At 62.1% G+C, this 25,927-nt stretch carries 26 protein-coding genes and 1 pseudogene; 12 read left to right on the top strand and 15 right to left on the bottom strand.

Annotation, left to right across the window (positions count from 1 at the left end; all coding sequences use genetic code 11):
• Positions 1 to 25 precede the first annotated feature (25 nt).
• The 5 genes from NKI97_RS14500 to NKI97_RS14480 are packed head-to-tail and all read left to right on the top strand — an operon-like array spanning position 26 to position 4,155.
• A complete protein-coding gene (locus NKI97_RS14500) occupies positions 26 to 667 on the top strand; it encodes an SCO family protein (RefSeq protein ID WP_352834807.1) in 642 nt (213 codons plus the stop codon).
• Positions 664 to 1,635 carry a cytochrome c oxidase subunit II gene (coxB, locus tag NKI97_RS14495; protein ID WP_352834805.1) on the top strand — a complete coding sequence of 324 codons (972 nt, stop codon included), beginning with the start codon at positions 664 to 666 and terminating at the stop codon, positions 1,633 to 1,635. The genes NKI97_RS14500 and coxB overlap by 4 nt, the downstream gene beginning before the upstream one ends.
• Complete coding sequence (gene ctaD, locus NKI97_RS14490) at positions 1,632 to 3,269, top strand: cytochrome c oxidase subunit I (RefSeq protein ID WP_352834802.1); 1,638 nt, start codon at positions 1,632 to 1,634, stop codon at positions 3,267 to 3,269. Before coxB ends, ctaD begins: the two co-directional genes overlap by 4 nt.
• Entirely contained in the window at positions 3,266 to 3,904 is a 639-nt protein-coding gene (locus NKI97_RS14485; RefSeq protein ID WP_352449564.1) for a cytochrome c oxidase subunit 3, read from the top strand. The genes ctaD and NKI97_RS14485 overlap by 4 nt, the downstream gene beginning before the upstream one ends.
• Complete coding sequence (locus NKI97_RS14480; protein ID WP_023677081.1) at positions 3,901 to 4,155, top strand: cytochrome C oxidase subunit IV family protein; 255 nt, start codon at positions 3,901 to 3,903, stop codon at positions 4,153 to 4,155. Before NKI97_RS14485 ends, NKI97_RS14480 begins: the two co-directional genes overlap by 4 nt.
• A gap of 47 nt (positions 4,156 to 4,202) precedes the next feature.
• Here NKI97_RS14480 and NKI97_RS14475 read toward each other — a convergent pair whose 3' ends face one another.
• From NKI97_RS14475 to NKI97_RS14465, 3 genes are all read right to left on the bottom strand, one after another.
• Entirely contained in the window at positions 4,203 to 4,466 is a 264-nt protein-coding gene (locus tag NKI97_RS14475; protein ID WP_352834799.1) for a hypothetical protein, read from the bottom strand.
• A gap of 503 nt (positions 4,467 to 4,969) precedes the next feature.
• A complete protein-coding gene (locus NKI97_RS14470) occupies positions 4,970 to 6,370 on the bottom strand; it encodes a phospholipase D family protein (protein ID WP_352834796.1) in 1,401 nt (466 codons plus the stop codon).
• Positions 6,371 to 6,433: 63 nt separating this feature from the next.
• Positions 6,434 to 7,249 carry an endonuclease/exonuclease/phosphatase family protein gene (locus NKI97_RS14465; RefSeq protein WP_023677076.1) on the bottom strand — a complete coding sequence of 272 codons (816 nt, stop codon included), beginning with the start codon at positions 7,247 to 7,249 and terminating at the stop codon, positions 6,434 to 6,436.
• 243 nt (positions 7,250 to 7,492) lie between these two features.
• Between NKI97_RS14465 and NKI97_RS14460 the strand changes: the two genes are divergently transcribed.
• Together NKI97_RS14460 and NKI97_RS14455 are read left to right on the top strand one after the other, a co-directional pair.
• The gene (locus tag NKI97_RS14460; RefSeq protein ID WP_352449560.1) at positions 7,493 to 8,395 is read left to right on the top strand and encodes an alpha/beta fold hydrolase; all 903 of its coding nucleotides are present in this window, start codon (positions 7,493 to 7,495) and stop codon (positions 8,393 to 8,395) included.
• Positions 8,396 to 8,458: 63 nt separating this feature from the next.
• Positions 8,459 to 8,869 (top strand): DUF427 domain-containing protein, encoded by a 411-nt coding sequence (locus tag NKI97_RS14455; RefSeq protein ID WP_352473066.1) that lies wholly within the window; start codon positions 8,459 to 8,461, stop codon positions 8,867 to 8,869.
• 31 nt (positions 8,870 to 8,900) lie between these two features.
• Here NKI97_RS14455 and NKI97_RS14450 read toward each other — a convergent pair whose 3' ends face one another.
• From NKI97_RS14450 to ku, 5 genes are all read right to left on the bottom strand, one after another.
• Positions 8,901 to 9,317 carry an HD domain-containing protein gene (locus NKI97_RS14450; protein ID WP_352834793.1) on the bottom strand — a complete coding sequence of 139 codons (417 nt, stop codon included), beginning with the start codon at positions 9,315 to 9,317 and terminating at the stop codon, positions 8,901 to 8,903.
• 128 nt (positions 9,318 to 9,445) lie between these two features.
• Complete coding sequence (locus tag NKI97_RS14445) at positions 9,446 to 9,817, bottom strand: avidin/streptavidin family protein (protein ID WP_352449557.1); 372 nt, start codon at positions 9,815 to 9,817, stop codon at positions 9,446 to 9,448.
• Positions 9,818 to 9,892: 75 nt separating this feature from the next.
• Complete coding sequence (locus tag NKI97_RS14440; RefSeq protein ID WP_352834790.1) at positions 9,893 to 10,447, bottom strand: HWE histidine kinase domain-containing protein; 555 nt, start codon at positions 10,445 to 10,447, stop codon at positions 9,893 to 9,895.
• A gap of 8 nt (positions 10,448 to 10,455) precedes the next feature.
• A complete protein-coding gene (locus tag NKI97_RS14435; protein WP_352834788.1) occupies positions 10,456 to 11,292 on the bottom strand; it encodes a PAS domain-containing protein in 837 nt (278 codons plus the stop codon).
• A 93-nt stretch (positions 11,293 to 11,385) separates the two neighbouring features.
• The gene (ku, locus tag NKI97_RS14430) at positions 11,386 to 12,219 is read right to left on the bottom strand and encodes a non-homologous end joining protein Ku (protein ID WP_352449555.1); all 834 of its coding nucleotides are present in this window, start codon (positions 12,217 to 12,219) and stop codon (positions 11,386 to 11,388) included.
• 120 nt (positions 12,220 to 12,339) lie between these two features.
• Between ku and NKI97_RS14425 the strand changes: the two genes are divergently transcribed.
• Positions 12,340 to 12,804, top strand: coding sequence for an NUDIX hydrolase (locus NKI97_RS14425; protein ID WP_352449554.1), 465 nt, complete (start codon positions 12,340 to 12,342; stop codon positions 12,802 to 12,804).
• Between the two features lie 54 nt (positions 12,805 to 12,858).
• Here NKI97_RS14425 and NKI97_RS14420 read toward each other — a convergent pair whose 3' ends face one another.
• Positions 12,859 to 13,461 (bottom strand): alpha-ketoglutarate-dependent dioxygenase AlkB, encoded by a 603-nt coding sequence (locus NKI97_RS14420; protein ID WP_352449553.1) that lies wholly within the window; start codon positions 13,459 to 13,461, stop codon positions 12,859 to 12,861.
• A 111-nt stretch (positions 13,462 to 13,572) separates the two neighbouring features.
• Here NKI97_RS14420 and NKI97_RS14415 point away from each other — a divergent pair, with 111 nt between their 5' ends.
• Complete coding sequence (locus NKI97_RS14415) at positions 13,573 to 13,788, top strand: KTSC domain-containing protein (protein ID WP_352449552.1); 216 nt, start codon at positions 13,573 to 13,575, stop codon at positions 13,786 to 13,788.
• Positions 13,789 to 13,948: 160 nt separating this feature from the next.
• Positions 13,949 to 14,105 (top strand): annotated as a pseudogene (locus tag NKI97_RS14410) (histidine kinase); the annotation flags it as partial.
• 37 nt (positions 14,106 to 14,142) lie between these two features.
• Here NKI97_RS14410 and NKI97_RS14405 read toward each other — a convergent pair.
• Together NKI97_RS14405 and NKI97_RS14400 are read right to left on the bottom strand one after the other, a co-directional pair.
• Positions 14,143 to 15,324: an acetate/propionate family kinase gene (locus NKI97_RS14405; protein WP_352834785.1), complete on the bottom strand. Its 1,182-nt coding sequence runs from the start codon at positions 15,322 to 15,324 to the stop codon at positions 14,143 to 14,145.
• Positions 15,324 to 17,735, bottom strand: a complete 2,412-nt coding sequence (locus tag NKI97_RS14400) for a phosphoketolase family protein (RefSeq protein WP_352449550.1) — start codon at positions 17,733 to 17,735, stop codon at positions 15,324 to 15,326. Before NKI97_RS14400 ends, NKI97_RS14405 begins: the two co-directional genes overlap by 1 nt.
• 302 nt (positions 17,736 to 18,037) lie before the next feature.
• Between NKI97_RS14400 and NKI97_RS14395 the strand changes: the two genes are divergently transcribed.
• Both NKI97_RS14395 and NKI97_RS14390 read left to right on the top strand, forming a co-directional pair.
• Positions 18,038 to 20,038: a protein-L-isoaspartate(D-aspartate) O-methyltransferase gene (locus NKI97_RS14395; RefSeq protein ID WP_352449549.1), complete on the top strand. Its 2,001-nt coding sequence runs from the start codon at positions 18,038 to 18,040 to the stop codon at positions 20,036 to 20,038.
• A gap of 48 nt (positions 20,039 to 20,086) precedes the next feature.
• The gene (locus tag NKI97_RS14390; protein ID WP_023720508.1) at positions 20,087 to 20,332 is read left to right on the top strand and encodes a hypothetical protein; all 246 of its coding nucleotides are present in this window, start codon (positions 20,087 to 20,089) and stop codon (positions 20,330 to 20,332) included.
• Positions 20,333 to 20,452: 120 nt separating this feature from the next.
• Here the strand turns inward: NKI97_RS14390 and NKI97_RS14385 are convergent, their stop codons facing one another.
• The 4 genes from NKI97_RS14385 to NKI97_RS14370 all read right to left on the bottom strand — a co-directional run bounded on the left by NKI97_RS14385 (position 20,453) and on the right by NKI97_RS14370 (position 25,873).
• Positions 20,453 to 20,944, bottom strand: coding sequence for a DUF1772 domain-containing protein (locus tag NKI97_RS14385; protein ID WP_352449548.1), 492 nt, complete (start codon positions 20,942 to 20,944; stop codon positions 20,453 to 20,455).
• A 99-nt stretch (positions 20,945 to 21,043) separates the two neighbouring features.
• Complete coding sequence (locus NKI97_RS14380; protein WP_352834782.1) at positions 21,044 to 22,582, bottom strand: SpoVR family protein; 1,539 nt, start codon at positions 22,580 to 22,582, stop codon at positions 21,044 to 21,046.
• Positions 22,582 to 23,904: a YeaH/YhbH family protein gene (locus NKI97_RS14375; RefSeq protein WP_352449546.1), complete on the bottom strand. Its 1,323-nt coding sequence runs from the start codon at positions 23,902 to 23,904 to the stop codon at positions 22,582 to 22,584. Before NKI97_RS14375 ends, NKI97_RS14380 begins: the two co-directional genes overlap by 1 nt.
• 19 nt (positions 23,905 to 23,923) lie before the next feature.
• Complete coding sequence (locus tag NKI97_RS14370; RefSeq protein ID WP_352449545.1) at positions 23,924 to 25,873, bottom strand: PrkA family serine protein kinase; 1,950 nt, start codon at positions 25,871 to 25,873, stop codon at positions 23,924 to 23,926.
• Positions 25,874 to 25,927 lie beyond the last annotated feature (54 nt).

Below are 25,927 nucleotides of genomic sequence, written 5' to 3'. Positions count from 1 at the left end.
CGGCGCGTAGCTCAGCCTCGACCGGGTGTTTCGCGATGCGTCCGGCGAGCAGCGCACGATCGGCCAAATGCTTGCCGGCCGGCCGGCGCTGCTGATTTTCGGCTACGACAAATGCCCGAACCTTTGTGGTGTGACCCAACAGGCGGTCGCCTCGGATTTGACAAAGACCTCGCTCGACCCCGACACCTATCGCGCTTTGTTCGTCTCGATCGATGCCGCCGACACACCCGAAGATGCGAGCGATGCGCAAGCCACGGTCGCCGCGGCGGCCGACGCGAGGAACCTGTCGGCGTGGCGGTTCCTGACAAGCGCCGACGGCGCCGGCGGCGCCCTTGCCGCGGAAGCCGGCATCAGTTTCGACACCCGCGCCCGGATCGACCAATTCGCCCATCCGATCGCGGTCATCGCGCTGACGCCAAAAGGCCGGATAGCGCAGGTGCTGCCGGCGCTGAGCTTCACGCCGCGCGATCTTGAGCTTGCCCTTGTCGAGGCATCTTCCGGCAGGCTCGGCTCGATCGCCGATCATGTCTTCCTGCTCTGCGCCGGCTTCGATGCGTCCAAGGGGCGATATACGCCGGCGATCTGGGCTGCGTTGAAGCTCGCCAGCATCGTGATGGTGGTGGGGTTGGCGACGGCCATACTGCTGGCGCGCGGGAGGCGGGCGTGAGCTTCGGCATCCGGTTTTTCCCGCAGGAAGCCTCGTCCATCGCAGGCAGCGTCGATGCCTTGTTCTACACATTGCTGGCTTTCGCAGTCGCGCTCGGCCTGTTCCTGACCGTTCTCGTTGTCGGCTACGCCGTCAAATATCGTATCGGCTCCGCAGCCGACCGTACCGGGGCGCGTGCCCGCAGCCTGCCGCTGGAGATGGCGTGGACTATTGCCAGCCTGGTGATGGCCTTCATCTTCTTCGGCTGGGGCGCAGTCCTTTTTGTCCGGCGCGACCGTCCGCCACCGGACGCCGTCGAGATCGCCGGCTTCGGCAAGCAATGGATTTGGCAATTCCGCCATCCCGGCGGCCAGCGCGAGATCAACGAGCTGCACGTGCCGGTCGGCAAGGCGGTGGTGGTGTCGCTGGCATCACAGGACGTCATCCACTCCTTCTACGTGCCAGCCTTTCGGGTCAAGCAGGATGCCGTTCCCGGACGCACGGCCAATGTCTGGTTCATCGCCACGCAGCCGGGGCGTTATCACCTGTTCTGCGCCGAATATTGCGGCACGCAGCATTCCGAGATGGGCGGCTGGGTGACGGTGCTGGCGCCGGAGCAATATGCATCATGGCTCGGCAGTCAAGGTGAAGGCGAAAGCCTTGCCACGAGCGGCGGGAAACTGTTCCGCGCGCTCGGCTGCTCCGGCTGTCACGGCAATTCCAGCAAAGTGCGGGCGCCCGGCCTCGATGGGGTTTTCGGCCAGCCGGTGGCGTTGGCCAACCGGCAGACGGTCATCGCCGACGAACGCTATCTGCGCGATTCGATCCTTGTCCCGAACAAGGAAATCGCCGCCGGCTACCAGCCGGTGATGCCGAGCTTCGACGGTCTCGTTGACGAAGCCGAACTGCAGATGCTGATGGCCTATCTCAAATCCCTATCGCTCCAATCTCCCTCGTTCCCGGCGGCAAAAAACGAGGCGCCGCAATGAGCAGCGATTTGGCGTCGGCAAGCTATCTCGCAGAAGGTGCCGGGCCGCGCTCCTGGCTGCTAACAACCGACCACAAACGGGTGGCGTGGCTCTATTTCGTCTCGCTGACGGCCTTCTTCTTCCTCGGCGGAACCTTTGCCGTGCTGATGCGCATCGAGCTTGCGACGCCCGCCGGCGACCTGGTCTCCGACGATGTCTACAACCTGCTGTTTTCGCTGCACGGCATCATCATGGTGTGGTTCTTCCTGGTGCCGTCGATCCCGGCAACGCTCGGCAATTTCCTGCTGCCGCTGATGATCGGCGCGCGCGACCTCGCCTTTCCCCGGCTCAACCTGGCAAGCTGGTACGTCTTCATGTTCGGCAGCCTGTTCGCGCTCGCCTCGGTGGTTTTGGGTGGCGTCGACACCGGCTGGACCTTCTACACGCCGCTGTCGACGCTCTATGCCAACGGGTTTGTCTCGACCGCGGCATTCGGCGTTTTCATCGTCGGCTTTTCGACGATCATGACCGGCATCAATTTCATCGTCACCGTCCACACTTTGCGAGCGCCTGGCCTCACCTGGTTCCGGCTGCCGATCTTCGTCTGGACCCTGTACGCCACCAGCCTGGTGATGGTGCTGGCGACGCCGGTGCTTGCAGCATCGCTGATCCTCATCGTGCTGGAGCGCGTCTTCGGCATCGGCATCTTCAATCCCGACCTCGGCGGCGATCCGCTGCTGTTCCAGCATCTGTTCTGGTTCTACTCGCACCCCGCCGTCTACATCATGATCCTGCCAGGCATGGGAGTGGTCTCGGAAGTGCTGCCTTGCTTTAGCCGCCGGCCGCTGTTCGGCTACAAGGCCGTCGCCCTGGCTTCGATGGCTATCGCCGTCTTCGGCTTTCTCGTCTGGGGCCACCACATGTTCGTCAGCGGGCAGTCGGCCTATGCCGGCGTGGTGTTTTCGTTCCTGTCCTTCTGCGTCGCGATCCCATCGGCGATAAAGGTCTTCAACTGGAGCCTGACGCTGCGCAAGGGCGAAATCAGCTTCGAGACGCCGATGCTTTATGCGCTGTTCTTCCTGGCATTGTTCACCTTCGGCGGGCTGGCCGGCCTTTTCCTTGCCGCGCTCGCCATCGACGTCCACGTTCACGACACCTATTTCGTCGTCGCCCATTTCCACTACATCATGGTAGGCGGCATGGTGACCGCCTACATGGCAGGGCTGCATTTCTGGTGGCCGAAACTCACCGGCCGAATGTATTCGGAGGTTTGGGGGCGTATAGCCGCGGCGGTCACCTTCATCGGCTTCAACCTGACCTTTTTTCCGCAATATGTGCTCGGCTTTCTGGGCATGCCGCGGCGCTACCATACCTATCCGCCGGAATTCGCTTTCTGGCACATCCTGTCGTCGGCTGGCGCCGTGGTGCTGGCGATCGGCTATCTGATGCCGCTCCTCTATTTGGCGTGGTCGCTGTTTCGAGGCGCGCGAGCCCCGGACAATCCGTGGCGAGCCACCGGGTTGGAATGGCAAACAAGCTCGCCGCCGCCGGCGCATAATTTCAATCGCACGCCGGCCGTCACCAGACCAGCCTACGACTATCCGATGAAAGGCCTGACCGAGAAACGGTCGGACCCGGTGGAGGATCTGGTTTGAAGTCACCAACGACAAGCATCGCCTTCGACCGGCCGGCTCGCGAAACGGCAGCCGACAGCTTTGCCATGTGGGTGTTCATCGGCTCCGAGGCGATGCTGTTCGGCGCCATCCTGCTCGTCTTCATGTTTGCCAGGTTGAGTTACGGCGACGCCTTCGCCGGCGCGGCGAAGCGTCTGTCGCTGCCATTGGGCACCGCCAACACCGTCGTCCTGATCACCAGCAGTTTCGCCATGGCACTCGCCCACATGTACACGACCGCGAGGCGATGGCGCGCCGCCGGATGGGCACTGGCTGCGACGGCCCTGCTCGGCGTCGTCTTCCTGGCGATCAAGGCGACGGAGTACGCCAGGGAATTCGGCGAAGGGCTGGCGCCGGTGCTCGGCGCACCTTTCATCTATAAGGGCCCGGATCCTGTTCATGCCGAATTCTTCTTCGGCCTCTATTTCGCGATGACGTCACTGCACGCGCTGCATCTGATTTGCGGCGTAATCGTGATCGGCGGCATCCTCGCGCTGTGGCCACGCACGATCGAGGCCAGCCGGTTCCGGCGCGTGCAGGCAATCGGCCTCTATTGGCATTTCGTCGATATCGTCTGGGTCTTCCTGTTCCCCGTCCTCTATCTGATCAACAGATGAGCGAGTTCCGCAAACTCACGCTTGCTTATATCGGGCTTTTAGCCTTGCTGGCCCTGACCGTCGGCTCGTCCTTCCTCGCGCTCGGCGGCTTCAATTCGGCACTCAATCTGGTGATCGCCGCGGCCAAGACTGCCGTCATCGCCATCCTGTTCATGCATCTGGCCAGCGACGGCGTCCTGCCGCGTCTTGCGGTCGCTGCTGCCGGGTTTTGGCTGATGATCCTGTTCGGGCTGACGCTGATCGGACAATAGGCCGAAGCGGCGCACCTCGTGATGCCTTGCCTGCGCTCGGACCGGCCTCATACGGCCCGCTTTTGCCCGGCCGCCAGCGTAGAAATCTTTTGGCCGTGGCCATTGAGTTGCCGGGCCTCGTCCTCGGCTGCGTCTTCGAGCTTGGCGACGAGCAGATCCTTGAGGTCGCCAACCTCTTCCTCGATGTCTTCGATGGGTACGCCGGCATCGGCCGCCTCTTCCTTGCATTCCCTGGCGAGGATTTCCGCCTCCCTTTCAAGCTTGATCGGAGGCGGCGGCACATGAACGTTTTCGTGGATCCAGTCCTGCAAGAATTCTATCGCACTGTCACTCGTGGCGCTCACCTATAGCGGCAACCCTGTAGTGCACATTAACGTACGTGCTGCAAAATGGATGCTTGGCAACGCCGGATTTCGGGTAGCGATACTTGACGATAGCGTGATCGCTTAGGAACTGGAGCTTCTGCAGCCAAATGGAATCACTTGGCGTCGCGGAATTGCGTCTAACCAGACAGTTGGAGCGGGATCTAATTTGAAAGCATCCCGCCCTAAGACGTGTTGCGCCGACGCGCCGGTGTTGCTCGATTCGGATCGCTTGTCGGCCGACCATCGTCGTCGGCAGCAGCCGGTCGTGTCGGCCGCTCAGCGGCGCGGTCGGCGCGCATTTTGCGTTTATGCGCCATCCAGAACGGCAAGAGCTCGGCAAGAAAACTGTATATCGTGGTCTTCATCGGCATGCTCCGGACAACGGTTACAACTCGTGGTCCCGCATTTCCGTTCCGACAAAGAGTTCCGTTCCGACAAATCCGTCGCTTCTACAATTGCGATTCGATCGGCAGGCAGCCAACCAGCGCTGCAACGATGCGCCGATAGAGACTGGCCTCCGGTTCACGCGAATATTGACGCATCTCGCCATCCGCCATGCCGAGCCACCGCAAGGCCCCTTTGTCCAGGACCAGTTGATAGCTCGTCTGCGGCGACTTTTCGTGCTCGAACAGCCGGCGCAACTCCATCACCAGATTGGCATCGTGGAAAAGCACGCCCATTTCCGCATTCAACGACACCGAACGCGGATCGAAATTGAAGGAACCGACAAACCCCAGCGTGTCGTCGACCGTAAAGGCTTTGGTATGGAGGCTGGCTCCCTTTGAGCCGAAAACGGAGATGTTGGCCTGGCGGTTGAAGGGTTGCAATTCGAAAAGCTGGATACCTTTTTTAAGCAGCTTGCGGCGGTATCTGGCATAGGCGCCGTGCACGGCGGCGACGTCCGTCGCGGCGAGCGAGTTGGTGAGGATTGCAACCTCGGCGCCACGATCCACCAGCTTCGACAGGATGGCCAACCCGGTGCGGCCGGGGATGAAATAGGGCGAGACGATTTCGAGGCGCTGCCTGGTCGCCGCGATAGCGGGAAGCAGCTCTTTGGTCAGCCAGTTCCTGCGCCGCTTGCCGCGCACCTTTTCCGGCGGATCGGAAATGACGCGAACGCCTTTCGTCCAGCAGACGTCGCTGTGCGCTGCAATGAACTCCGTGATCGTGCGCCAGGCACTGAGGCTGTTCAAAAGCTGGCCGTCCGCGGTCGCATCGAGATTGTCGAGGAAATCGGCGCGCGAGCCCACCGCAGCCGGGTTGAGCACCTGGATCGGCTTTGCCGCCTCGCAATTCCAGAACGCCTCGAAGATCTGCATCGTCTGCCCTACGGCAGGACCGAGAAGCAACAGGTCGAGATCACGGAAATTTGTCTCCGCGGCGTCGAAATAGGCATCGCCGATATTTCTTCCTCCGACGATGGCCAGGCTCCCGTCGGCGATCCAGGCCTTGTTGTGCATGCGGCGGGTCATCGCAAACAGCCGGGCGACCATCTCCAGCGAGCGAAAGATGCTGCCGTTCCTCATGCCGCTGGGGTTGAACAGCCTCAGCTCGATGTTCTTGTAGCTGTTGAGCGCCAGGTAAGCGGCGTCGCTGTTGCGCGGATTGATATCGTCCAGCAGCATGCGGACGCGGACACCGCGCTCCGCCGCCTTGACGACCTCCTGCATCAGCAGCCGGCCGCTATGGTCGTCGTGCCAGAGATAGTACATCAGGTCGAGGCTGCTGGTGGCACTGCGCGCGGCAAGGATTCGTGCGGCAAACGCGTCATAATTGTCGGCGATCAGCACCAGCCCGCTATTGCCGGCAGCGATCTTGTCCCGGGCAAACCGCGAAATGGCTGTATCCATAAAGTGCACCGACAAACATCAGCGAAGCAAACCGTCTGAAATCTGACTAACAACCCTTCAGGTTCATTCTGGTTGCAGTCGCGGCTGCCTTATCGCGTCAAGGTTCAGTCGGGCCTTGATGGGCAGATGGTCGGAGGCGCGCTGCGCCAGCGGCGTCTTGTGCACCTCGATGCTGGAAATCAGGTGCGGCGGCCTGGCCAGGATGCGGTCGAGCGCAAACAGCGGAAAGCGCGACGGAAAGCTCGGCAGAACCGCATCGATCGGACCGAAATGCGGCAGCAGGGCCAGCAGCGAAGACCTGTTGCGGACGCGCCATTCGTTGAGGTCGCCAAGCAGGATTGTTGGCCGCAGAACCGGGTGCGTGGCTTCGACAAGTGCGTTGGCTTGCTGCGAGCGCGAGCGCCGCAGCAAGCCGAAATGCGCGGCTATGATCCTGAGCGAGACGCCCTTCAGCTCCAGGTCCGCAATCACCGCGCCGCGCGGCTCGAGGCCGGGCAGCCGGATCTGGTTCACGCTTTCGACCACGCCGCGGCGTGCCAGGATCAGATTTCCATGCCAGCCATGGCTGCGGCGGTTTTCCGGGATGTGTGTGGGGACGAGATCGCTGTCGCGCTCGAGTGCTGCGAGATCCAGCAATCCCTGCCTGCTTCCGGTTCTTTCGTCGGCCTCCTGCAAAGCGATGATGTCGGCGTCGAGTTCCTTGACCACGGCCGCGACCCGCTCCGGATCGAACCTGCCGTCGGTGCCGACGCATTTATGCACATTGTAGGATGCGACCGTAGTGCATGAAATTTCATTGCCGGGTGCCGCAAACCGCGGCACTTCCCTTCGCAGCGCAGCGCCAAGCGACCTTGGGAGGGTAGGCGATCGATCCAGCATGTGGTCCATTTGCTGTTGAGTCGGCGAGTGGCGGCCATTGCGATTATGGCGCGTGCGGAGGTCTGAAACAACGACGACCTTGGAAAACCGTTCCCGTCGGTCTTCTTCCACCGCGAGCAGCGGTGAGGTTTCATTGGAAGTCCGCCTCTGTCATGGAACAATCGCAGCCGCGCGCGGTTCAGCAAACTTGCGCCGAAAACGATCTGACGCCATGCGGCGTGATCGAAACGGGATGGCCGGATCATGGAAACACCCACCTTCTGCACCACGCCGTTGCTGCGCATCGCGTACATCGCCGGTGGCCCTGGAGCCGGCGCGCCCGTTCTGCTTCTCCACGGCTGGCCGGACGACGCAACCACCTTCACGCGCATTGCGCCTGTCCTGCATCGTGCCGGCTTCCGCACCTTTGCGCCGTGGCTGCGTGGGTTCGGCAAAACCACCTTCCTGTCGGACGAGACCATGCGATCCGGTGAAATTGCCGCCATGGCTCAGGACGTGATCGATTTCGCCGACGCATTTGGCCTCGGCCGTTTTGCGGTCGTAGGCCACGATTGGGGCGCGCGGATCGCTTACCTGCTCGCCTCGGTATTTCCCGAACGGATACGGTGCTGCTCGGCATTGTCGCTTGGCTGGCAGCCGGGCGAATTCGCAACGCCGCCGTTGGACGAGGTCAGGGCATTCTGGTACCAATGGTTCATGGCAACGGATCGCGGCGCCGAGATCGTTCGCCAGCAAGGTAAGGCGTTCGCGCATTTTCAATGGGAAAGCTGGAGCCCGCCCGGCTGGTTCGAGGAAGAGCTTTTTGACAGCGTTGCCGCTTCCTTCGAAAATCCCGATTGGGCCGACGTGACGTTGCACTCCTACAGGGTTCGCTGGGGCGAAGCCGATCCCGATCCGCGCTACGCCGATCTTGCCCGGCGCCAGATTTCCGCCAAGTCCATTCCCGCGCCTACTCTGACGATCCACGGCGATGCCGACCGCGTTGTGCTGCCGCAATCGTCCGAAGGCAAGGAACTATACTTCACGGCCCATTACGAGCGCCAGCTTCTGGCTGGCATCGGCCACTTTCCGACGCGCGAAGCACCCGAGCGCGTTGCCGATCACCTTGTCGGGTTCCTCGACAGTTTCGGAAGAGGAGAAGCGTAGAACTGGAACCCTGACCGGCGATAGTACGTTTCGGGAAGGCAGCGCAGTCAACGGAGAAGTCGAATGCAGTCCTTAGCCGCAGATTCCGCCCCCCGCCCAGGCCCGCTCAGGATTGTCCCGTTTGATGGAACCGTGACCGTCCGGTTCTCCGATGCCATTATTGCGTCGAGCGAGCGGGCAAAGGTGCTCTATGAGGACGGCCATGATCCTGTTTTCTACATACCCTTCGAGGACATCTATTTCGACCTCTTGGAGAAGACGAACACAACGAGCCACGGCCCGCTGAAGGGCACGGCAAGCTATTGGCGTGTTCATGCGGTCGGTTCGTCGGCAGAAGACTTCATGTGGGCCTACGAGACGCCCGACACCCCGGCATTGGCGATCGCCCGCCATGGTGCGTTCGATCCCGGCAGGGCGCGGATCGACGCCGATCCCGCGGAAGACAAGCGGCACACGCCGCACGTCACCGAGTAGACCCACATCGGCGACAGCCGCCAGCTGTCCGTCAGCTCGCGAACTCTTCCCTGAGAATGCGCAGGCCGTCTTCGTATTTCGCTGTCGAGGCACCGATCTGCCGTGCCTGCCATAGATTGTCGGCGAGATCGGCGCGCTTGACCGGCAACGCCAGCGGGTTGGCCGCAGCCCTGCGAACGAACGCGGCATCGCCCTCGTTCGGCCGCCGCGTCATGGCATCGACGGCCGATACGATGGACGGTCCAAACCCGGCCGCCTCAAGCCGGTCGCGGTTCCAGCCGTCGCCTTTTTCGATGACGTCGTGAAGATAGGCGATGGCTTTCTGGTCGAGCGTTTCGACGGCATCGACAACCCGACGGCAATGTTCGATATAGGGCCGCCCTGTCTTGTCAGACTGTCCGGCATGGGCCTGTTCGGCGATTTTCGCTGCGCGATAAAGCACGCTCATTGGGTCGACCCCGTAACGAACAGCGCATGTCCTGGCTAACGCGCCATCGTCAGCGCGAGTTCCGATGCACCGCGGGAACCCTGCTGCCTCACTTGCGAGCTGAATGCCGCGGCGGCGGGCCCGACACGTCAGGAGACGCGTTCAAAACTGTCGAGGCTGGTTCCAAAGGCGCGCCAGGCGGGCAGTTTCCTGGCTCGGGCCGGGGCACCTTCCTTTTCCGCCGACAAAGCAGCATCCGCAACGGTGTGCCACAGCATCTCCAGCTTCCCGTTCCTGAGGATGCCGGTATAGCTCACCGCCGCGGCTCCGACCCGCCCTTCGGCCGCGCAGGTGAAGCCGATGACGTCTCCGTGGCAGGCTCCGAACAGCGGCACGGTCATGCCGAAGAAGGCGCTGTCCTCCAGCGCCGTCCTGAAGGTTCCGCTGATCCGTCCGCCCTCTTCGGTGGTCAGTTCGACGACCGACCCGTACTGATTCCGCCAGATGCCCAGCCAACTCATCGCTGCTCCTCCTGATTGCTACCAAAGGGATTGCGTTGCCACACGGCCGCCAAGCCGCGGCCGGTGTAGCGGCCTTCAATCAGCCGCGATGCCAGCCATCGACATCTGAACGAAGCGCAGCGGCGCTTCCAGCGTCCAAGTAATGCCGTGCCTGGCGAATTCCAGGCGGCCGGTGCCGCTGAGCGCCTGCGGCGTGACGCGTTTGAGCACAACCGTTCCGAAACCGCGTCGCGTGTTTTCATCCACCAATGGTCCGTCCAGTTCCCGCCAGACAAGGCGGAAGCCGTCGCTGCCATCGGCGGCTGGGGTCACGGTCCATTCGACCTCGACCCGTCCGTCATGGTGCGACAGCGCTCCGTGCTTTACCGAATTGGTGGCCAGCTCGTGAAAGGCAATGCCGAGATATTGCACCGCGTTCGGCTGCAGCATGATCGTCGGCCCGCTCATCGACAGACGGGCCTGTGTCGCGAAGGCCTTGGTCTGTGCATGGATCAATTCGCCGATGGTCGCGCCACGCCATTCCGCATCGACCAGGAGGTCGTGCGATTCCGAAAGCGCCATGATGCGTTCCCGGACCCGTGAAAGGAAGGCCTCTGGCGTACCCGCCAGCTTGCTGGTCTCGCGGATCATCGAGACGATCACCGAATACTGGTTTTTAACGCGATGGTTGACTTCGCGATGAGTGTGCGGATGCGCCGTTCGCTTTCCTTGTGGGGGCTGATGTCGCGCGCGATCTTGGAGGCGCCGATGATACGCCCGATGCCGTCGCGTATCGGCGAGATGGTGAGCGAAACCGGAACCAAGGTGCCGTCCTTGCGCTGCCGAATAGTCTCGTATGAAGGAATCCGTTCGCCGGCGCGAATGCGGCTGATGATCATGGCTTCCTCATCCAGGTGGTCGGGCGGGATGAGGATCGTCACCGGGCGCCCGATCGCCTCGGCGGGCGTATAGCCGAACAGGCGTTGTGCCGCGTCGTTCCAGCTGGTGATAATGCCGTTCAGGTCTTTGGACACGATGGCGTCCATCGAGGATTCGACGATGGCGGCGAGCCTTATGCCGGCGTCGTCGGCCAGCGTCTGCACGCGCAGGTCGAGCAGGGTGTTGATGGCGCCGACAACCTCGCCGGCTTCATTGCGAAGCAGGACCGGATGCGCACTGAACGGGATGAGTTGGCCGTCCGGCCGCTCGGCGATGGCTCGGCCCCCACGAACGTCCCGCTCCTCGAGCAAGGCAACGGCCATTGGACACTCGTCATGCGTCATCGGTCGCCCGTCGAGGTGGCGAAGCTTCCATGACCCGCACCAGCGATCCTGGCCGATAACCGGACGATATCCCCAGAGATCGGCAGCGGCTTCGTTGAAGAAGGTGATGTAGCCTTGTTTGTCGGTAGTGTAGACGGCCACAGGCAACGCCTGCATCAGATCGGCGGAGGAAACTTGCGGGATCCCGCCAGTCCTTAGTTCAACGACGTCCACCAGTCCCCCGCTCCGCTTGGCTTGCCGACGGATTGCTACGTCATCTAAATGCGCGCGAGCGTTTTCGGTTCCGTTCGATCCGCTTTCGGACATTCAGGCTGATTTGCGTTTCGGGGCCGTTCTCGGCTTTTTGCTGGGAGCCTTGCCGCCTTCCTGCGCCAGGCTTTTGCGCAGAACATCGGCGAGATTGATGACGTTCGTCTTGGGCTCAGGTGCCGGCTTGGGCGGTTTCTTGCCCTTGCGCTTGGCCTCGATCATTGCAACCAGCGCCTTTTCATAAGTATCGTCGAACTTCGACGGGTCGAATTTGGCGGGCTTCCTGTCGATCAGCAATTGCGCGATTTCCAGCATCTCGGGATCTACCTTGCGAGCCTTCAGCCCTTCGAACACCGCGTCCGCCGCGACCACTTCATTGTGGTTGCGTAATTCCGTCATTACCATGCCCTTGCCCAGCGGTTGGATCAGCACCTCTCGGCCTCGCTGGTAGAGCACGACGCAGGAGCGGGCTGCTACCTTTTTCCTGGCCATGGCGTCCCGGATCACCGCGAAAGCCTCCGTGGAGGGCGCGTCGGCCGGAACGAGATAGTAGGGTTTTTCGAGGTAGCGTGCGTCGATTTCGGCGGCAGGCACGAACTCGCCGATTTCGAGCGTATGCTGCGATACCATCTTCAGTTTCTTGATTTCGTCCGGCTCTATATGGATGAACTCACCCTTTTCGACCTCATAGCCTTTTACCTGCTCGGCCGCCTCGACCGTGTCGCCGGTCTCCTCGTCTAGATAGGCGCTCTTGACCGGGAGACCGTCCTTGCGGTTCAGGATCCTGAAATGCACTTTCTCGGCCTCGCTGACGGCACCGATGATCTTGACGCCACAGGAAACCGATCCGACTTTCATAAAGCCCTTCCAGGCAGCTCGCGGCGTCGCCATGTCGATCACTCATTTGTCGAACGGACGGAACGGCTGCGCGCGGAAATCGTTCCGCCATGGCAGGCTGTTCCATATGCCGGCCCGGACGTTCGTTTCATTTTCGTCAGGGGAAATAGCGGAATGGCCCAACGCAGCGCAGGATTGCTCATCTTTCGCCGAAGGGAAGGACATCTCCAGATCTTGCTGGTGCATCCGGGCGGCCCATTCTGGGCGACGAAGGACGACGGCGCATGGTCGATCCCGAAGGGCTTGGTCGACGAGAACGAGGACGAGCTGGCGGCGGCAAAACGCGAGGCCGAAGAGGAGCTAGGCGTCGCCATCGATGGCGTTTTCGAACACCTTGGCAGCTACAGGCAGCCGGGCGGCAAGCTCGTCATCGCATGGTGCGTCGAGGCGGATTTCGACAGCGACGCCATCAGCAGCAACACCTTTGTCATGGAATGGCCGCCAAGGTCCGGCTCGATGAAGGAATTTGCCGAAGTCGACAAAGCGGGCTGGTTCTCCCTGCCTGAAGCCAACCTCAAGATCCTGAAAGGCCAGCGCGCCATGCTGGCGGACTTTGCCGGCCGGCATGGCGACGGATGAATTTGTTTCAGCCCAGTTCTTAGGGCAGTGCTCGGGCTTCCTCACCGCTCTGCTTTAAGCGCGTTGCGGCCGCAGCGTGCGCAACGTGATCGAGTAGCGATGCTCCGCCCCCGGCGGAATGCTGTGCTCCCATTCGCTGCGCGCGGCGCCCGTCATCAGATAGGCCGATCTTGGCTCGACGGTGACCGTCTTGCGGTCCCATCGCGTGCCGTTTTTCCGCCGCAGGCGAAAGCTGCAGGCGGCCAGCAGGGAAACACCGGCGACGGCCTCGAAATGAGGCTTGTCGCGGTGCCAGCCAATACCGGCGCCCGGCCGGTACTCGTTGATCAGCACCTGCACGAAGGTCTCGGCGGGCAGGCGGGCGAAGGCTGCAACCTTTTCCCTGAGCGGCAGCAGAAAGCCGGGTATCGGCGGTGCCTCGACGACTTCGCGCCGGTCGTAATCATAACGCAGCCCAAAACCGACCACCCGCCGGTTTGCCAGATGGCCGTGAAAGTCGAAGGCCTGAAAAGGCAGGCTTGCGAGCTGGCTCGCCAACGCTGCTTCTTCGTCCGGCGTGATCAGTTCGGGCCGGTAGCGGAATCCTTCCGGCAGATCGTCGGCGGCGGCAAAGAGATCGCCCTGGCGGGCTGCAGCCGATGTCTTGGGCGATGGCATCAACCGTATTTGGTAAAGCCGGCCCGTAGCGGCAAGGCTACTTCGGCAGGAAGGAACCTCGCTCTCCGTGCAGGGTTATTCACACGACGGGGTGGATTGGACCTGTCGAGGATGCCTTCAACTGCGATCAGAAGCATCGATTACCAACCGGCGACGAGGATCCTCTCCGTATGGTTCGTCCCGAGCGGAAACCGCTATGATTACGAGGACGTGCCGCCGCAGGTCCACGCGGCATTCCGCAAAGCCTCGTCAAAGGGCCGGTTCTTCAACGAGCATATTCGCGACCGGTACAAATACCATCTGGTCGAGCAGAGCCAGTCGAGCTGAGCCTTCAGCCGCTTCTCAACCACGATCTCGGCTCTCCGCCATGCCTGGCCGCGTGGTGGCAATGAGCGGCCTTCGCAGTTGGCGAGCGACCTGATATTGATCATGGTCCCACCCGAAACATCGAAAGCTTGGAATGTCCGCCGAGCCGAAAAAACCGAGCGAAGGCGAGACCTGGCCGAAACCCGGCAAGCTCGGAGCACTGATCGCTCAATCGCTGACCGAAAAATGCCAAAGCCCGGTTCGAGGTGGATTCTGCCCCCGGCAAAGGAACGCGGGTGACCATCGTGTTCAACAGATCGGCCGCCCTCGCGACGTAGCCGGTCGAGCAAGCGCCGCCATTCGAGGCCATCCGCCTCAGCCGGGCCCCTCCATCACCTTGCGCGTGTGGCGGGCGATGACACCTTCTTCGTCGGTCGCCACGACGCGGACTTCCACCTTGCTCTCCGCCTGGCTCATCAGCGCGGCATGAGAGCTGTTGGTGGCCTCGTCGATCGCCACGCCGAGCCAGTCAAGCCTGTCGCAAATCGCTTTACGGGCCGTGGCCGAGTGCTCGCCGATGCCGGCGGTGAACACCAGGCATTCCAGCCCGCCCAGCGTGTTGGCGAGGGCGGCAACTTCCCTGGCGGCGCGGAAGGCGAAAAGCTCCACCGCTTCGCGGGCCCGGCCGTCGTCGCTGGCTTCCAGCGAGCGCATGTCGCCGGAAATACCGGACACGCCGAGCAGCCCGGATTCCTCATAGAGCATGTGCTGCAGTGCCTCTCCCGAAACGCCTCTTTCCAGCAGCAGGTACAAAAGCACGCCCGGATCGATGGCGCCGCAGCGCGTGCCCATGACCAGGCCGTCAAGCGCCGAAAAGCCCATCGTCGTATCGACGCTGCGCCCGGCGCGCATGGCGCACAGGCTCGCCCCATTGCCGAGATGGGCGACGATGGTTCTTTTCGCCGCCAGATCGGGCGATATCTGCTTGAGCCGGCCGGCGACATATTCGTAGGAAAGCCCGTGAAAGCCGTAGCGGTGGATGCCGTCTGCCTCATAGCGGCGCGGCAGCGCGAAACGGCTGACCAGAGGCTCGATGGTCCGATGGAAGGCGGTGTCGAAGCATCCGACCTGCGGCAGGTCGGGCCGCAACGCGGCAAGCGCCCGGATCGGCGCGAGGCTGCGCGGCTGGTGCAGTGGCGCAAGCGGGGTCAGCCTGTCGAGAGCCTCGACAATTGTCGGCGTCAGGCGGACAGGTTCGACGAACTCGCGTCCGCCATGGACGATGCGATGGCCGGCGGCGATCAATTTCCTTCCGCCAAGTTCGTTCTCGATCCATTGCAGCATCTGGCCGATGCCTAAATCGGGCGATGCGTCTGCTGCAAGTGGCCGATCGCACTGCACCGCCCCATCGGCGGCTTTTGCGGTCAGCCTTGGCGCATCGCCCAAATCCAGCGAACCGCGCGAGGCAAGATCCAGCTCGGCGGACGCTTCAAGATCGTAAAGCCCGAACTTGATGCTGGAAGAGCCGGCATTCAGCGCGAGGATCGATCGTCGCATCAATCGCCGGCCCTCGTCGCGCCGTCCTGCGGCCAGGACCATTTCTGGATCTCGGGCATGTCCTCGCCATGTTCGCGGACATAGGCCGTGTGCTCAGCCAATTTCCCGTGCAACGCCGCGGCAAGATCCTTCGCCCGCTCGGCCAGCCCCGGCACACGCGCGATCGCGGCGAGCGCCAGATGATAGCGGTCGAGCTGGTTGAGCACCACCATATCGAACGGCGTCGTCGTCGTGCCTTCCTCGCGAAAGCCGTGCACATGCATGTTGTCGTGGTTGGCGCGCCGGTAGGTCAGACGGTGAATGAGATAGGGATAGCCGTGATAGGCGAAGATGACCGGCTTGGCCCTGGTGAACAGCGCGTCGAACCTGTCGTCGGCAAAGCCATGCGGATGCTCGGAATTCGACTGCAAAATCATCAGGTCGACGACATTGACGACGCGGATATTCAGGTCCGGAATGCCCGAGCGCAGGATATCGGCTGCAGCCAGCGTCTCCAGCGTCGGCACGTCGCCGGCGCAGGCCAGGACCACATCCGGATCTTCGTCCTTGGCAACCGTCCCGGCCCATTCCCAGATGCCGGCGCCGGCCTGGCAGTGTGCTTCCGCGCCTTCGGCGGACAGCCATTGCGGCGCCGGCTGCTTGCCGGCGACGATGACGTTGATGCGGTTGTAGGTTTTCAGGCAATGGTCGGTGATCCACAGCAGCGTGTTGGCGTCGGGCGGGAAATAGAGCCTTACCGTGTCGGCTTTCTTGTTGGCGACGAAATCGGCAAAGCCCGGGTCCTGATGGCTGAAGCCGTTGTGATCCTGTCGCCAGACATGCGAGGTCAGCAGGTAGTTGAGCGAGGCGATCGGCTTGCGCCAGGCAAGTTCGCCGGAGGTCTTCAGCCATTTGGCGTGCTGGTTGACCATGGAATCGACGATGTGGACGAACGCCTCGTAGCACGAGAACAGGCCGTGGCGGCCGGTCAGCAGATAGCCCTCCAGCCAGCCTTGGCAAAGGTGCTCGCTGAGCACTTCCATGACGCGGCCGTCGCGGGAAAGATGGACGTCGTAAGGCTCGATCCGCTCCATCCAGATCCGATCCGTGACCTCGAACACATCGTCGAGGCGGTTGGAGGACGTCTCGTCCGGCCCCATCAGTCGGAAATTCCTGGCATCGGCGTTCAAGCGGATCACATCGCGAAGATAGCTTCCGACGGTCCGCGTCGCCTCTCCGACAGCACCGCCCGGACGCTGTACGTCGAGCGCCAGGCCTTTCCAGTCGGGGAGCACCAGGTCTTGTTTCAGCAGGCCGCCATTGGCGTAGGGTATTGCACCCATGCGTCTTGACCCTGTGGGCGCCAGCGCCGCGAGCTCCGGCAGGAGATGGCCGCCTTTATCGAACAGTTTTTCCGGCTCGTAACTGCGCATCCAGTCTTCCAGGATCTGGCGGTGCGCCGCATCGCCGCGTGCATTCGACACCGGCACTTGATGCGAACGCCAGAAATCCTCCACCTTCTTGCCGTCGACCTCTTTCGGCCCAGTCCAGCCCTTTGGGCTGCGCAGCACGATCATCGGCCACAGCGGCCGCTCTCCCTTCCAGCCCGCGGCTCTTGCAGGCTCCTGGATGGAGTGGATCCGGTCGAGCACGGTATCGAGCGTGCGGGCCATCTCGCGGTGCATCGTGGCAGGTTCATGACCTTCGACAAAGAAGGTCTCGTAGCCATAGCCGAGGAACAGGCTGCGCAACGCCTCGTCTTCCATGCGGCCGAGGATCGTCGGGTTGGCGATCTTGTAGCCGTTGAGATGCAGGATCGGCAGGACGGCACCGTCGGATGCCGGGTTCAGGAACTTGTTGGAATGCCAGGCCGCGGCGAGCGGGCCGGTCTCGGCTTCGCCGTCGCCGACGACGCAGGCAACCACAAGGTTCGGATTGTCGAAGGCGGCGCCGAAGGCATGGACCAGCGCATAGCCGAGCTCTCCGCCTTCGTGGATCGAGCCGGGCGTCTCCGGAGCCGCGTGGCTCGGCACTCCGCCGGGAAACGAGAACTGCCGGAACAGCTTGCGCAGGCCGTCTTCGTCCCCGCCGACCTCGGGATAGATTTCGCTGTAGGTGCCCTCGAGCCAGGTGTTCGCGACCATTGCCGGGCCGCCGTGACCCGGCCCGCAGATGAACAGGACATCGAGACCACGTTCACGGATAATCCGGTTTAAATGCACATAGATGAAATTGAGGCCGGGCGTCGTGCCCCAATGGCCGAGCAGCCGTGGCTTGATGTGCTCGGGCCGCAAGGGCTCACGCAAGAGCGGATTGTCGAGCAGATAGATCTGGCCAACCGAAATGTAGTTCGCGGCGCGCCAGTAGCGGTCCATCAGATCGACCTGGTCAAGGCCGGTTGTTTGCGCAGTGGTGCGAGCCTCGTCGTTCATGGAAATGCCTCCGGAATACCCTCGTCCGTCGTTATCTGGGGTGGCGTCGCGTCGGAGAAAGGATTTGCCTCGAAATAAGTTTGGGCGGCGTGGCCAGCGCCCGCTTGCCGATCCTGCAACCCGCCTCGCCACACAAAAGCGGGTCGGTCTTTTGGGGAACCTCGGGGCTTGCTAACGGTTAGGGAGATGCACCGCATTGCTTGAATCCAAAGGGACTGCCGAGGCCCTGAGATACGAGCCGGCCGAGGTGGCGTTGAGCAGCTTGGGCGATTGTAGCGGAGGCCCATAGGAGGAGCAAAAAGATGCTCGATCTCTCCCATGCCCGCAACCAAATGGTCGACATCCACTTGAGCCGCCGTGGCATTCGCGACCGCAATGTCCTTCAGGCGATGCGCGAGGTCCCGCGCGAGGCTTTCGTCGAGCCTGGTTTCGAAGAATTCGCCTATGAGGACGGGCCGCTGCCGATCGCCGAAGGTCAGACGATATCGCAGCCCTATATCGTTGCATTCATGATCGAAATGGCGGAGATCGGAGCCGGCGACCACGTCCTAGAGGTCGGCACCGGCTCGGGCTATGCGGCTGCCGTAATGAGCCGGATCGTCGAACGCGTCTACACGATCGAGCGCCACGCCGCGTTGGCTGAAACGGCAAGGCAGCGGTTCAAAAAGCTTGGCTACGACAATATCGAAGTCCGCACCGGCGACGGCACCAAGGGCTGGCCCGAGGCGGCACCCTTCGATGCGATCCTGGTTGCGGCCGCCGGCCCCGGCGCGCCGCTCGCCCTGCAGGAACAGCTCGACGTCGCTGGCCGGCTTGTCATCCCGGTCGGCGATGAATTCGACTCGCAGCGCCTGCTCAAGGTCACCCGCACCGGCGCCGCAACCTACACCGAGGAGGATTTCGGCGGCGTGCGGTTTGTTCCGCTGATCGGCGAGCAAGGCTGGGGCGAGCCAGGCAGCGACAGCCAAATAGCGGCCGATCTTCCGCACCGGCATCAGCGCAGGAGCAGCTTGCCGCAGATGATAGCGGCCGCCGCCGAACCGCTTCCGGATTTCGACGATCCGGCCTTCGGTGCGCTGTTCGACCGGTTTGCCGACCGCCGCGTCGTCTTGCTCGGCGAAGCCAGCCACGGCACATCGGAGTTCTATCGTGCGCGCGCGGCGATCACTCGCACGCTGATCGAGAAGCATGGCTTCACCATCGTCGCGGTCGAGGCCGACTGGCCCGATGCCGCGGCGATCGACCGCTACGTCCGCCATCGGCCGCCGCGGCCCGGCGCCGATCCGCCGTTCCAGCGCTTTCCCACCTGGATGTGGCGCAACACCGATGTCGCCGTGTTCGTCGACTGGATGCGACAGCATAATGAGCGGATCAGGCTATCCTCCCGGCGGGCCGGGTTCTATGGCCTCGACATCTACAATATGGGTGGATCGATAGCGGCGGTCCTGCAATATCTCGATCGGGTCGACCCACAGGCCGCAAGGATCGCGCGCGAACGCTATGGCTGCCTGACGCCGTGGCAGAACGACCCGGCCACCTATGGCCGTGTCGCACTCACCTCCGGTTACCAGAAATGCGAGAAGGCCGTGCTCGAGCAATGCCGGGAACTGCTTTCCAGAGAGCTCGACTACGCGCAGCAGGACGGCATCGATTTCCTCGACGCGAGCCAGAATGCCCGCCTGGTCGCCTCCGCCGAGCGTTATTACCGCACTATGTATTATGGCGGCGCGCAATCCTGGAACCTGCGCGACACCCATATGTTCGAAACGCTGGAGCACCTGCTGCAGGCCCGCGGCCCGAACGCCAAGGCGGTGGTGTGGGCACATAATTCCCATATCGGCGATGCCCGCTACACCGAGATGGGGATCGTCAGGGACGAACTGAACATCGGCCAGCTCTGCCGCCAGCGTTTTGGCGACGAGGTTGCCTTGATCGGGCTCAGTACGCATTCCGGGACGGTGGCCGCCGCCACCGACTGGGACGGCGACATGGAAGTGAAACCGGTTCGGCCTTCCCACAACGACAGCTATGAGCGGCTTTGCCACGACAGCGGCGTCTCGCCTTTCCTGCTCGATTTCGAGCGCGACGACACGCTGCGCGAACGGCTTCTGGAGCGCCGGCTGGAACGCTTTATCGGCGTCATCTACCGGCCCGAAACCGAGCTCCACAGCCATTATGCGGACGCCTCGCTCGCCCGCCAGTTCGATGCTTTCGTCTGGTTCGATGAAACCAGTGCCGTGACGCCGCTTGGGCCGGAACATGTTGGGACAGGCCTTCCCGAGACCTATCCTTTCGGGCTGTAGCGAATTTGGACCCTGGCAAAGCGGAAAATCAAAAGAAGGAGGTCACCGATGGCCGGAAAAAAGACTCATGAGCAGCAATTGCGCATTATCGAAGAGCGCGAGAACACGAAAAACGCCGGCAAGGATTTCGACGCGGAAGCGGATTTGAAAAAGACCAGGCAAGAGCGCGAGGCGTTCCGGCGCGGTGCCGAGCTCAGATCGGACCCGAAGGACATTGCCGATCCCGACGACCGCAACATCATCCGCGGCGAGCACCAGGAAAGCGCCCACAACAAGCATCGCGCCGACCGCTGAAATGGCAGGATCGCTTGACGTTAAGACAATACGGCCGCCGGGTCCGTTCTCTGATCTGACGGATGCAGCGTTCGTAGCCGCAAATTGGCGGACGAGGGCGCCGTCTTGATCTCCTCGGCGCTATTCGGCAAAAAATGTCGCCGCGATAGCAATTGAGACGAGGCTCAGCATCGCCAGGCCTGCCCTGGCGACATGCGAAGCCTCCCAGACGTTGCGCAAGTCTCTCCAGTCGCCGGTCTGCTTTCGAGAGAACATTGAAAAAAACGTCGCGGCTGATTGCGGCATGGCAACGTCTTGCACCCAGAAATTATTGACGGGATGCGTGATCAACCAATAGGTCGCATGTTCCGCCAGCAGGAAGGCAAGCGCCGCCAGGGTCCACCAGAATCGAGCGCTTGGATAAGGCGTCAGGTAGAGCAGGATGGCGAGGGCAATGATGCCGCCGATTTCGGCGAAGCCGCCGATCGTGAAGCCGGGATAATAGATCGCCTGCACTGATTTGTAGGTGGCCTCCTTGAGGCGCAACTTGCCGGGCAATTCCAGTGCGTGCGCGAGCGAGAGCGCCATCGAGACGGCGACCAGAAGAAGGGTGGCGATCATCAATGCGCGCATGCTCCTGCTCCCGACCATGTCAAGGTGCGCGCGTAGATAGGGTCGTTGGTGATCCGGAAAAGGCAACGACACCCGACTTCGCCGGCAAGTCCGGTTCGGTCATTCCCCGATCTGGCTGGTCGACCGTTCGTGGACTGTGGCGCCGGTCTGCGCGTCGACCGCGGCCATGCTGACCTCGTAGCCCCAGAGCTTGCGGATATGGCGCAGCGTGGCGTCGCGGCTGCCGCCTTCCAGCACTATGCCGTCCTTGACCTTATGCTGCAGGCGCAGATGCCGATCGCCGAGCAGGTCCACGTCCACCACCTGGATGTCCGGCCGGCTGGCGCCGATGTCGTAGCTGTGGGCGAGTGCGGCGCGGATGCTCTCGTAGCCGCGCTCATTGTGTATCGAGGCGACTTCGTAGTGCGGATCGTTGGCCGCATCGGCAAGCACAAAGAACCGCCATTTCCGGATCAGGGTAGGGCTCAGATACTGGCGGATGAAGGACTCGTCGCGATGGTTGGCCCAGGCGTCCAGCAGGGTCTGGCGCCAGTCGCCATTGCCGGCGATATCGGGAAACCAGTCGCGGTCCTCGGCGGTCGGCGCGGTCGAGATGCGCTGGATATCCTGCATCATGTCGAGGCCCAGCACGTAAGGGTTGATGCCGGAAAAGCGCGGATCGTCGAAGCCCGGCTGGAAGATCACGTTCGAATGGTTGCGCAGCACTTCCAGCATGGCGCCTTCGCCGATCAGGCCGCGGTCGAACAAAAGGTTCATCAGCGTGTAATGCACGAAGGTGGCGCAGCCCTCGTTCATCACCTGCGTTTGGCGCTGCGGATAGAAATACTGCGCGATGACGCGGACAATCCGGATGACCTCACGCTGCCAGGGTTCCAGGATCAGGCTGTTCTTCTCCAGGAAATAAAGCAGGTTTTCCTCGGGCAGCTTGAGCGATTTCTTGCGCTCCGCCATTGTATCCGTCTCACGGGGCTTGGTGCCGTCCTTCGAAGGCGGCAGCGTGCGCCATAGGTCATTGTAGGAACGCTCCTCGTATTCTAGGCGCTCGCGAACGCCCTCGCGCTGCTTTTCCGACGACAGTTTCGGCGGCCGGTGATATCTGAACACGCCCTGTTCCATCAGCGCATGTGCGGCATCGAGGATCTCTTCCACCGCATCGACGCCATGCCGCTCCTCGCAGCGGGCAATGTAGCCCTTGGCGAAGTCGAGATAGCTGAGGATGGCGCTGGCATCCGTCCACTGCTGGAACAGATAATTGTTCTTGAAGAAATGGTTATGGCCGAGTGCCGCGTGCGCCGTCACCAGGGCCTGCAGAGCCATGGTGTTTTCCTCCATCAGATAGACGATGCAGGGATTGGAATTGATGACGAGTTCATAGGCCAGCCCCCGTCCGCCTTTGCGATAGAGCAATTCCTGGTAGAGGTAGTGCTTGCCGAACGACCAGTGCCGGTACATCAGCGGCATGCCGACAGAGGAATAGGCGTCGAGCATCTGTTCTGAGGAGATGATCTCCATCTGCACCGGATAGACGTCGAGGTGGAGCTCTTCCGTGGCGATCGCCTCGATGGTCTCGTAGGCACGCGACAGCGTCCTGAAATCCCAGTCGGAACCGGAAAACAGCAACCCGGATTTGCTCGCCATCAGCCCCCTCTTTCAGCGCTCTTTTGATAACCCGGCTGTCTGGCGAAGAGCTGGCGGAAAACCGGGTAGATGTCGGCCGCCGTGGCGATGCGGCTCATCTGGAAGTTCGACCATCTCAGCTTGACCGCACTGTAGGCACGCCACAGCGACGTGCCGTTGTCGGTGGCGCCGAAGATGTGGCTCTCACGCTCGTCGAGGATCTCGACATAGGCGAAATACTGGCAAAGCCGCATGATCTGTTCGTCGAGAAGGGTGATGCAGCGCTCCGAATCGGTGACGAAATTGTCGCCGTCCGAGGCCTGGGCGACATAGATGTTCCATTCGCGGCTGGGATAGCGTTGCTCGACGATGCGGTGCATCTCCTCGAGCGCCGTGGAAACCACCGTGCCGCCGCTCTGAGTGTTGTAGAAGAAGGTTTCCTCGTCCACCTCCTGCGCCTCGTGCGTGTGGCGAATGAAGACCACCTCGGTGCGGTCATAGCGCCGTTTCAGGAACAGGTGCAGCAGCACGAAAAAGCGCTTGGCCAGATCTTTCTCGCGTTCGCCCATCGAACCGGACACGTCCATCAGGCAGAACATCACCGCATTGGCGTTCGGCACCGGCTGGGCGTCGAAGCGGTTGAAGCGGATATCGACCGGATCGACAAAGGCGATCCGCTTGCGGCGGCGCTCCAGCCGCTCAAGCTCTTCCTGCAGCGCCACGATGCGCTGCCGCATCTCGGCGTTTTGCGGCTTCGCCTCCAGCGTCGCGATCTCCTGCGCGACAGCGTCGACCGCCTCCTGCTTGGGGCGCCTGAGCGCTATGCGGCGGCCATGGCTGTTGCGCATCGTGCGTCCGACATTGATGTTGGTCGGCGAGCCGGTCGCGGCGAAGCCGGCCCGGCGCGGCTTGAAGGCGAGGATCTCCTTGAGGTTGAGCTTGACCATATCAGGCAGTTCGAGGTCTTCAAAAAAGAGGTCGAGCACCTCCTCGCGCGACAGCACGAAACGGAAATCGTCCTCCGATTCGGTTCTCCCCGGGGCGGATCCCATGCCGCCGCCCTGGCCGGGTTTAGGCAGCCGGTCGCCTGGGGCAAAATGCTTGTTGCCGGGCAGGACGTGCTGGCGGCTGCCGCTGTTCCGGGCATCCTTGAAGCTCGGCTCGCCGGTGCCTCGCGCCGGCATCGAAACGGCATGCTCGGCGTCCACGTCGGCGATCTTGCCGGTGCGGATCTGATCGCGGATGGTGCGCTTCAACTCTTCGCGCGCCCGCCGCAGGAAACGCTGCCGGTTGCCGAGGCTTTTGTCCTTCGGGTTCAGTCGGCGATCGATGAAGATCGGCATATGTTACCCCGGGCTGGCTTCAACCCGCCTTGTTCACCCGCATGTACCAGTCCACCAGCCGGCGGACCTGGCGCTCGGTGTAGCCGCGCTGGATCATCCGCTGCACGAATTCGGTATGCCGCTTCTCCGTCACGCTGTCCTGCTTGGAGCCGAAGCTGATCACCGGCAGCAGATCTTCGACCTGCCCGAACATCCGCTTCTCGATGACTTCGCGCAGCTTTTCGTAGCTTGTCCATGATGGGTTGCGGCCGTGGTTTCTGGCCCGCGCGCGCAGCGTGAACTTCACCACTTCGTTGCGGAAGTCCTTGGGATTGGCGATGCCGGCCGGCTTTTCGACCTGCGACAGTTCGTTGTCCAGAACCTCGCGATTGAGGATCTGGCCGGTATCGGTATCCTTGTAGTCCTGATCCTCGATCCAGGCATCGGCATAGGCGATGTAGCGGTCGAACAGGTTCTGGCCGTATTCGCTATAGGATTCCAGATAAGCCTTCTGGATCTCGTGGCCGATGAACTCGGCATAACGGGTCGCCAGCTCGGACTTTATGAAATCGAGATAGTCCGCCTCTGTTTCCTTCGGGAACTGCTCGCGCTTGATCGCCTCTTCCAGGATGTACATCAGATGCACCGGATCGGCGGCCACCTCTTCGGTGTCGTAGTTGAAGGTCTGCGACAGGATCTTGAAGGCGAAGCGGGTGCTGACGCCGGTCATGCCTTCATCGACACCGGCCGCGTTTCGGTACTCCTGGACCGACTTCGCCTTGGGATCGGTTTCCTTGAGGTTCTCGCCGTCATAGACGCGCATCTTGGTGTAGAGCGGCGAATTGTCGTGTTCGGCCAGGCGGGTCGAAACGGTGAACCGGCTGAGGATATCGAGCACTTCCGGAGCGCAGGGGCTGTTAGCCAATTCGCTTTCGCGCAACAGCTTCTCGTAGATCTGCCGCTCTTCGGTGACCCGCAGGCAATACGGCACCTTGACCACCAGGATACGGTCGAGGAACGCCTCGTTGTTCTTGTTGTTCTTGAACTGCAGCCATTCCGATTCGTTGGAATGGGCAACGATGATGCCCTGATAGGGGAAAGCGCCGAAATTCTCGGTGCCGTTGTAGCTGCCTTCCTGGGTCGCGGTCAGCAGCGGATGCAGCACCTTGATCGGCGCCTTGAACATCTCGACGAATTCGAGCAGTCCTTGCGTGGTCCGGTTCAGCCCGCCGCTATAGGAATAGGCATCCGGATCGGACTGGCTGAAGTTTTCCAGCTGCCTGATGTCGACCTTGCCGACCAGGGCCGAAACGTCCTGGTTGTTCTCATCGCCCGGCTCGGTCTTGGCGATGCCGATCTGGCGAAGCCTGGACGGCATCAGCTTGACGACGCTGAATTTGGAGATGTCGCCGGACAATTCGTCGAGGCGCTTGGCCGCCCAGGGCGAGATCAGGCCGTTCAGTCGCCGCCGGGCGATGCCGTATTTGTCCTCCAAAAGGTCGCCCATGCGATCGGGGTCGAACAGCCCGAGCGGCGATTCGAACACTGGGCTGACCTGGCCGCCGACCTTCAGCGTATAGATCGGACGCTGCTCCATCAGCCTTTTCAGCTGCTCCGCAAGCGAGGACTTGCCGCCGCCGACCGGGCCGAGGAGATAGAGTATCTGCTTGCGTTCCTCGAGCCCTTGCGAGGCATAGCGGAAATAACCGGCGATACGCTCGATCGTATCCTCCATACCGTAAAAGTCGGCGAAGGTCGGATAGATCTTGATCGTCCGGTTCGAAAAAATACGGCCAAGCCGCTCGTCCTTGCTGGTATCGACAAAGGTCGGCTCGCCAATCGCCTCGACCATCCGCTCGGGCGCCGAGGCGTACATCGACTTGTCCTCGCGGCAGGCAAGCAGATATTGCTGGAGGCTTATCTCCTCCTGCGCCGCATTCTTGTAAACCTCGGAAAACAGATCGAAGACGTCGGATTGATTCTCACGCATGGTATTCCTAGCCCCGGAGCCGGTGTGGCTGCACGTTTGTCTCTTGAACAACCA

This window comes from Mesorhizobium sp. M0296 (genome assembly GCF_040321675.1).
Classification (GTDB): Bacteria; Pseudomonadota; Alphaproteobacteria; order Rhizobiales; family Rhizobiaceae; genus Mesorhizobium.
Note: the sequence above shows the minus strand (reverse complement) of the source record. Positions and strands in the feature narration are given on the sequence as shown.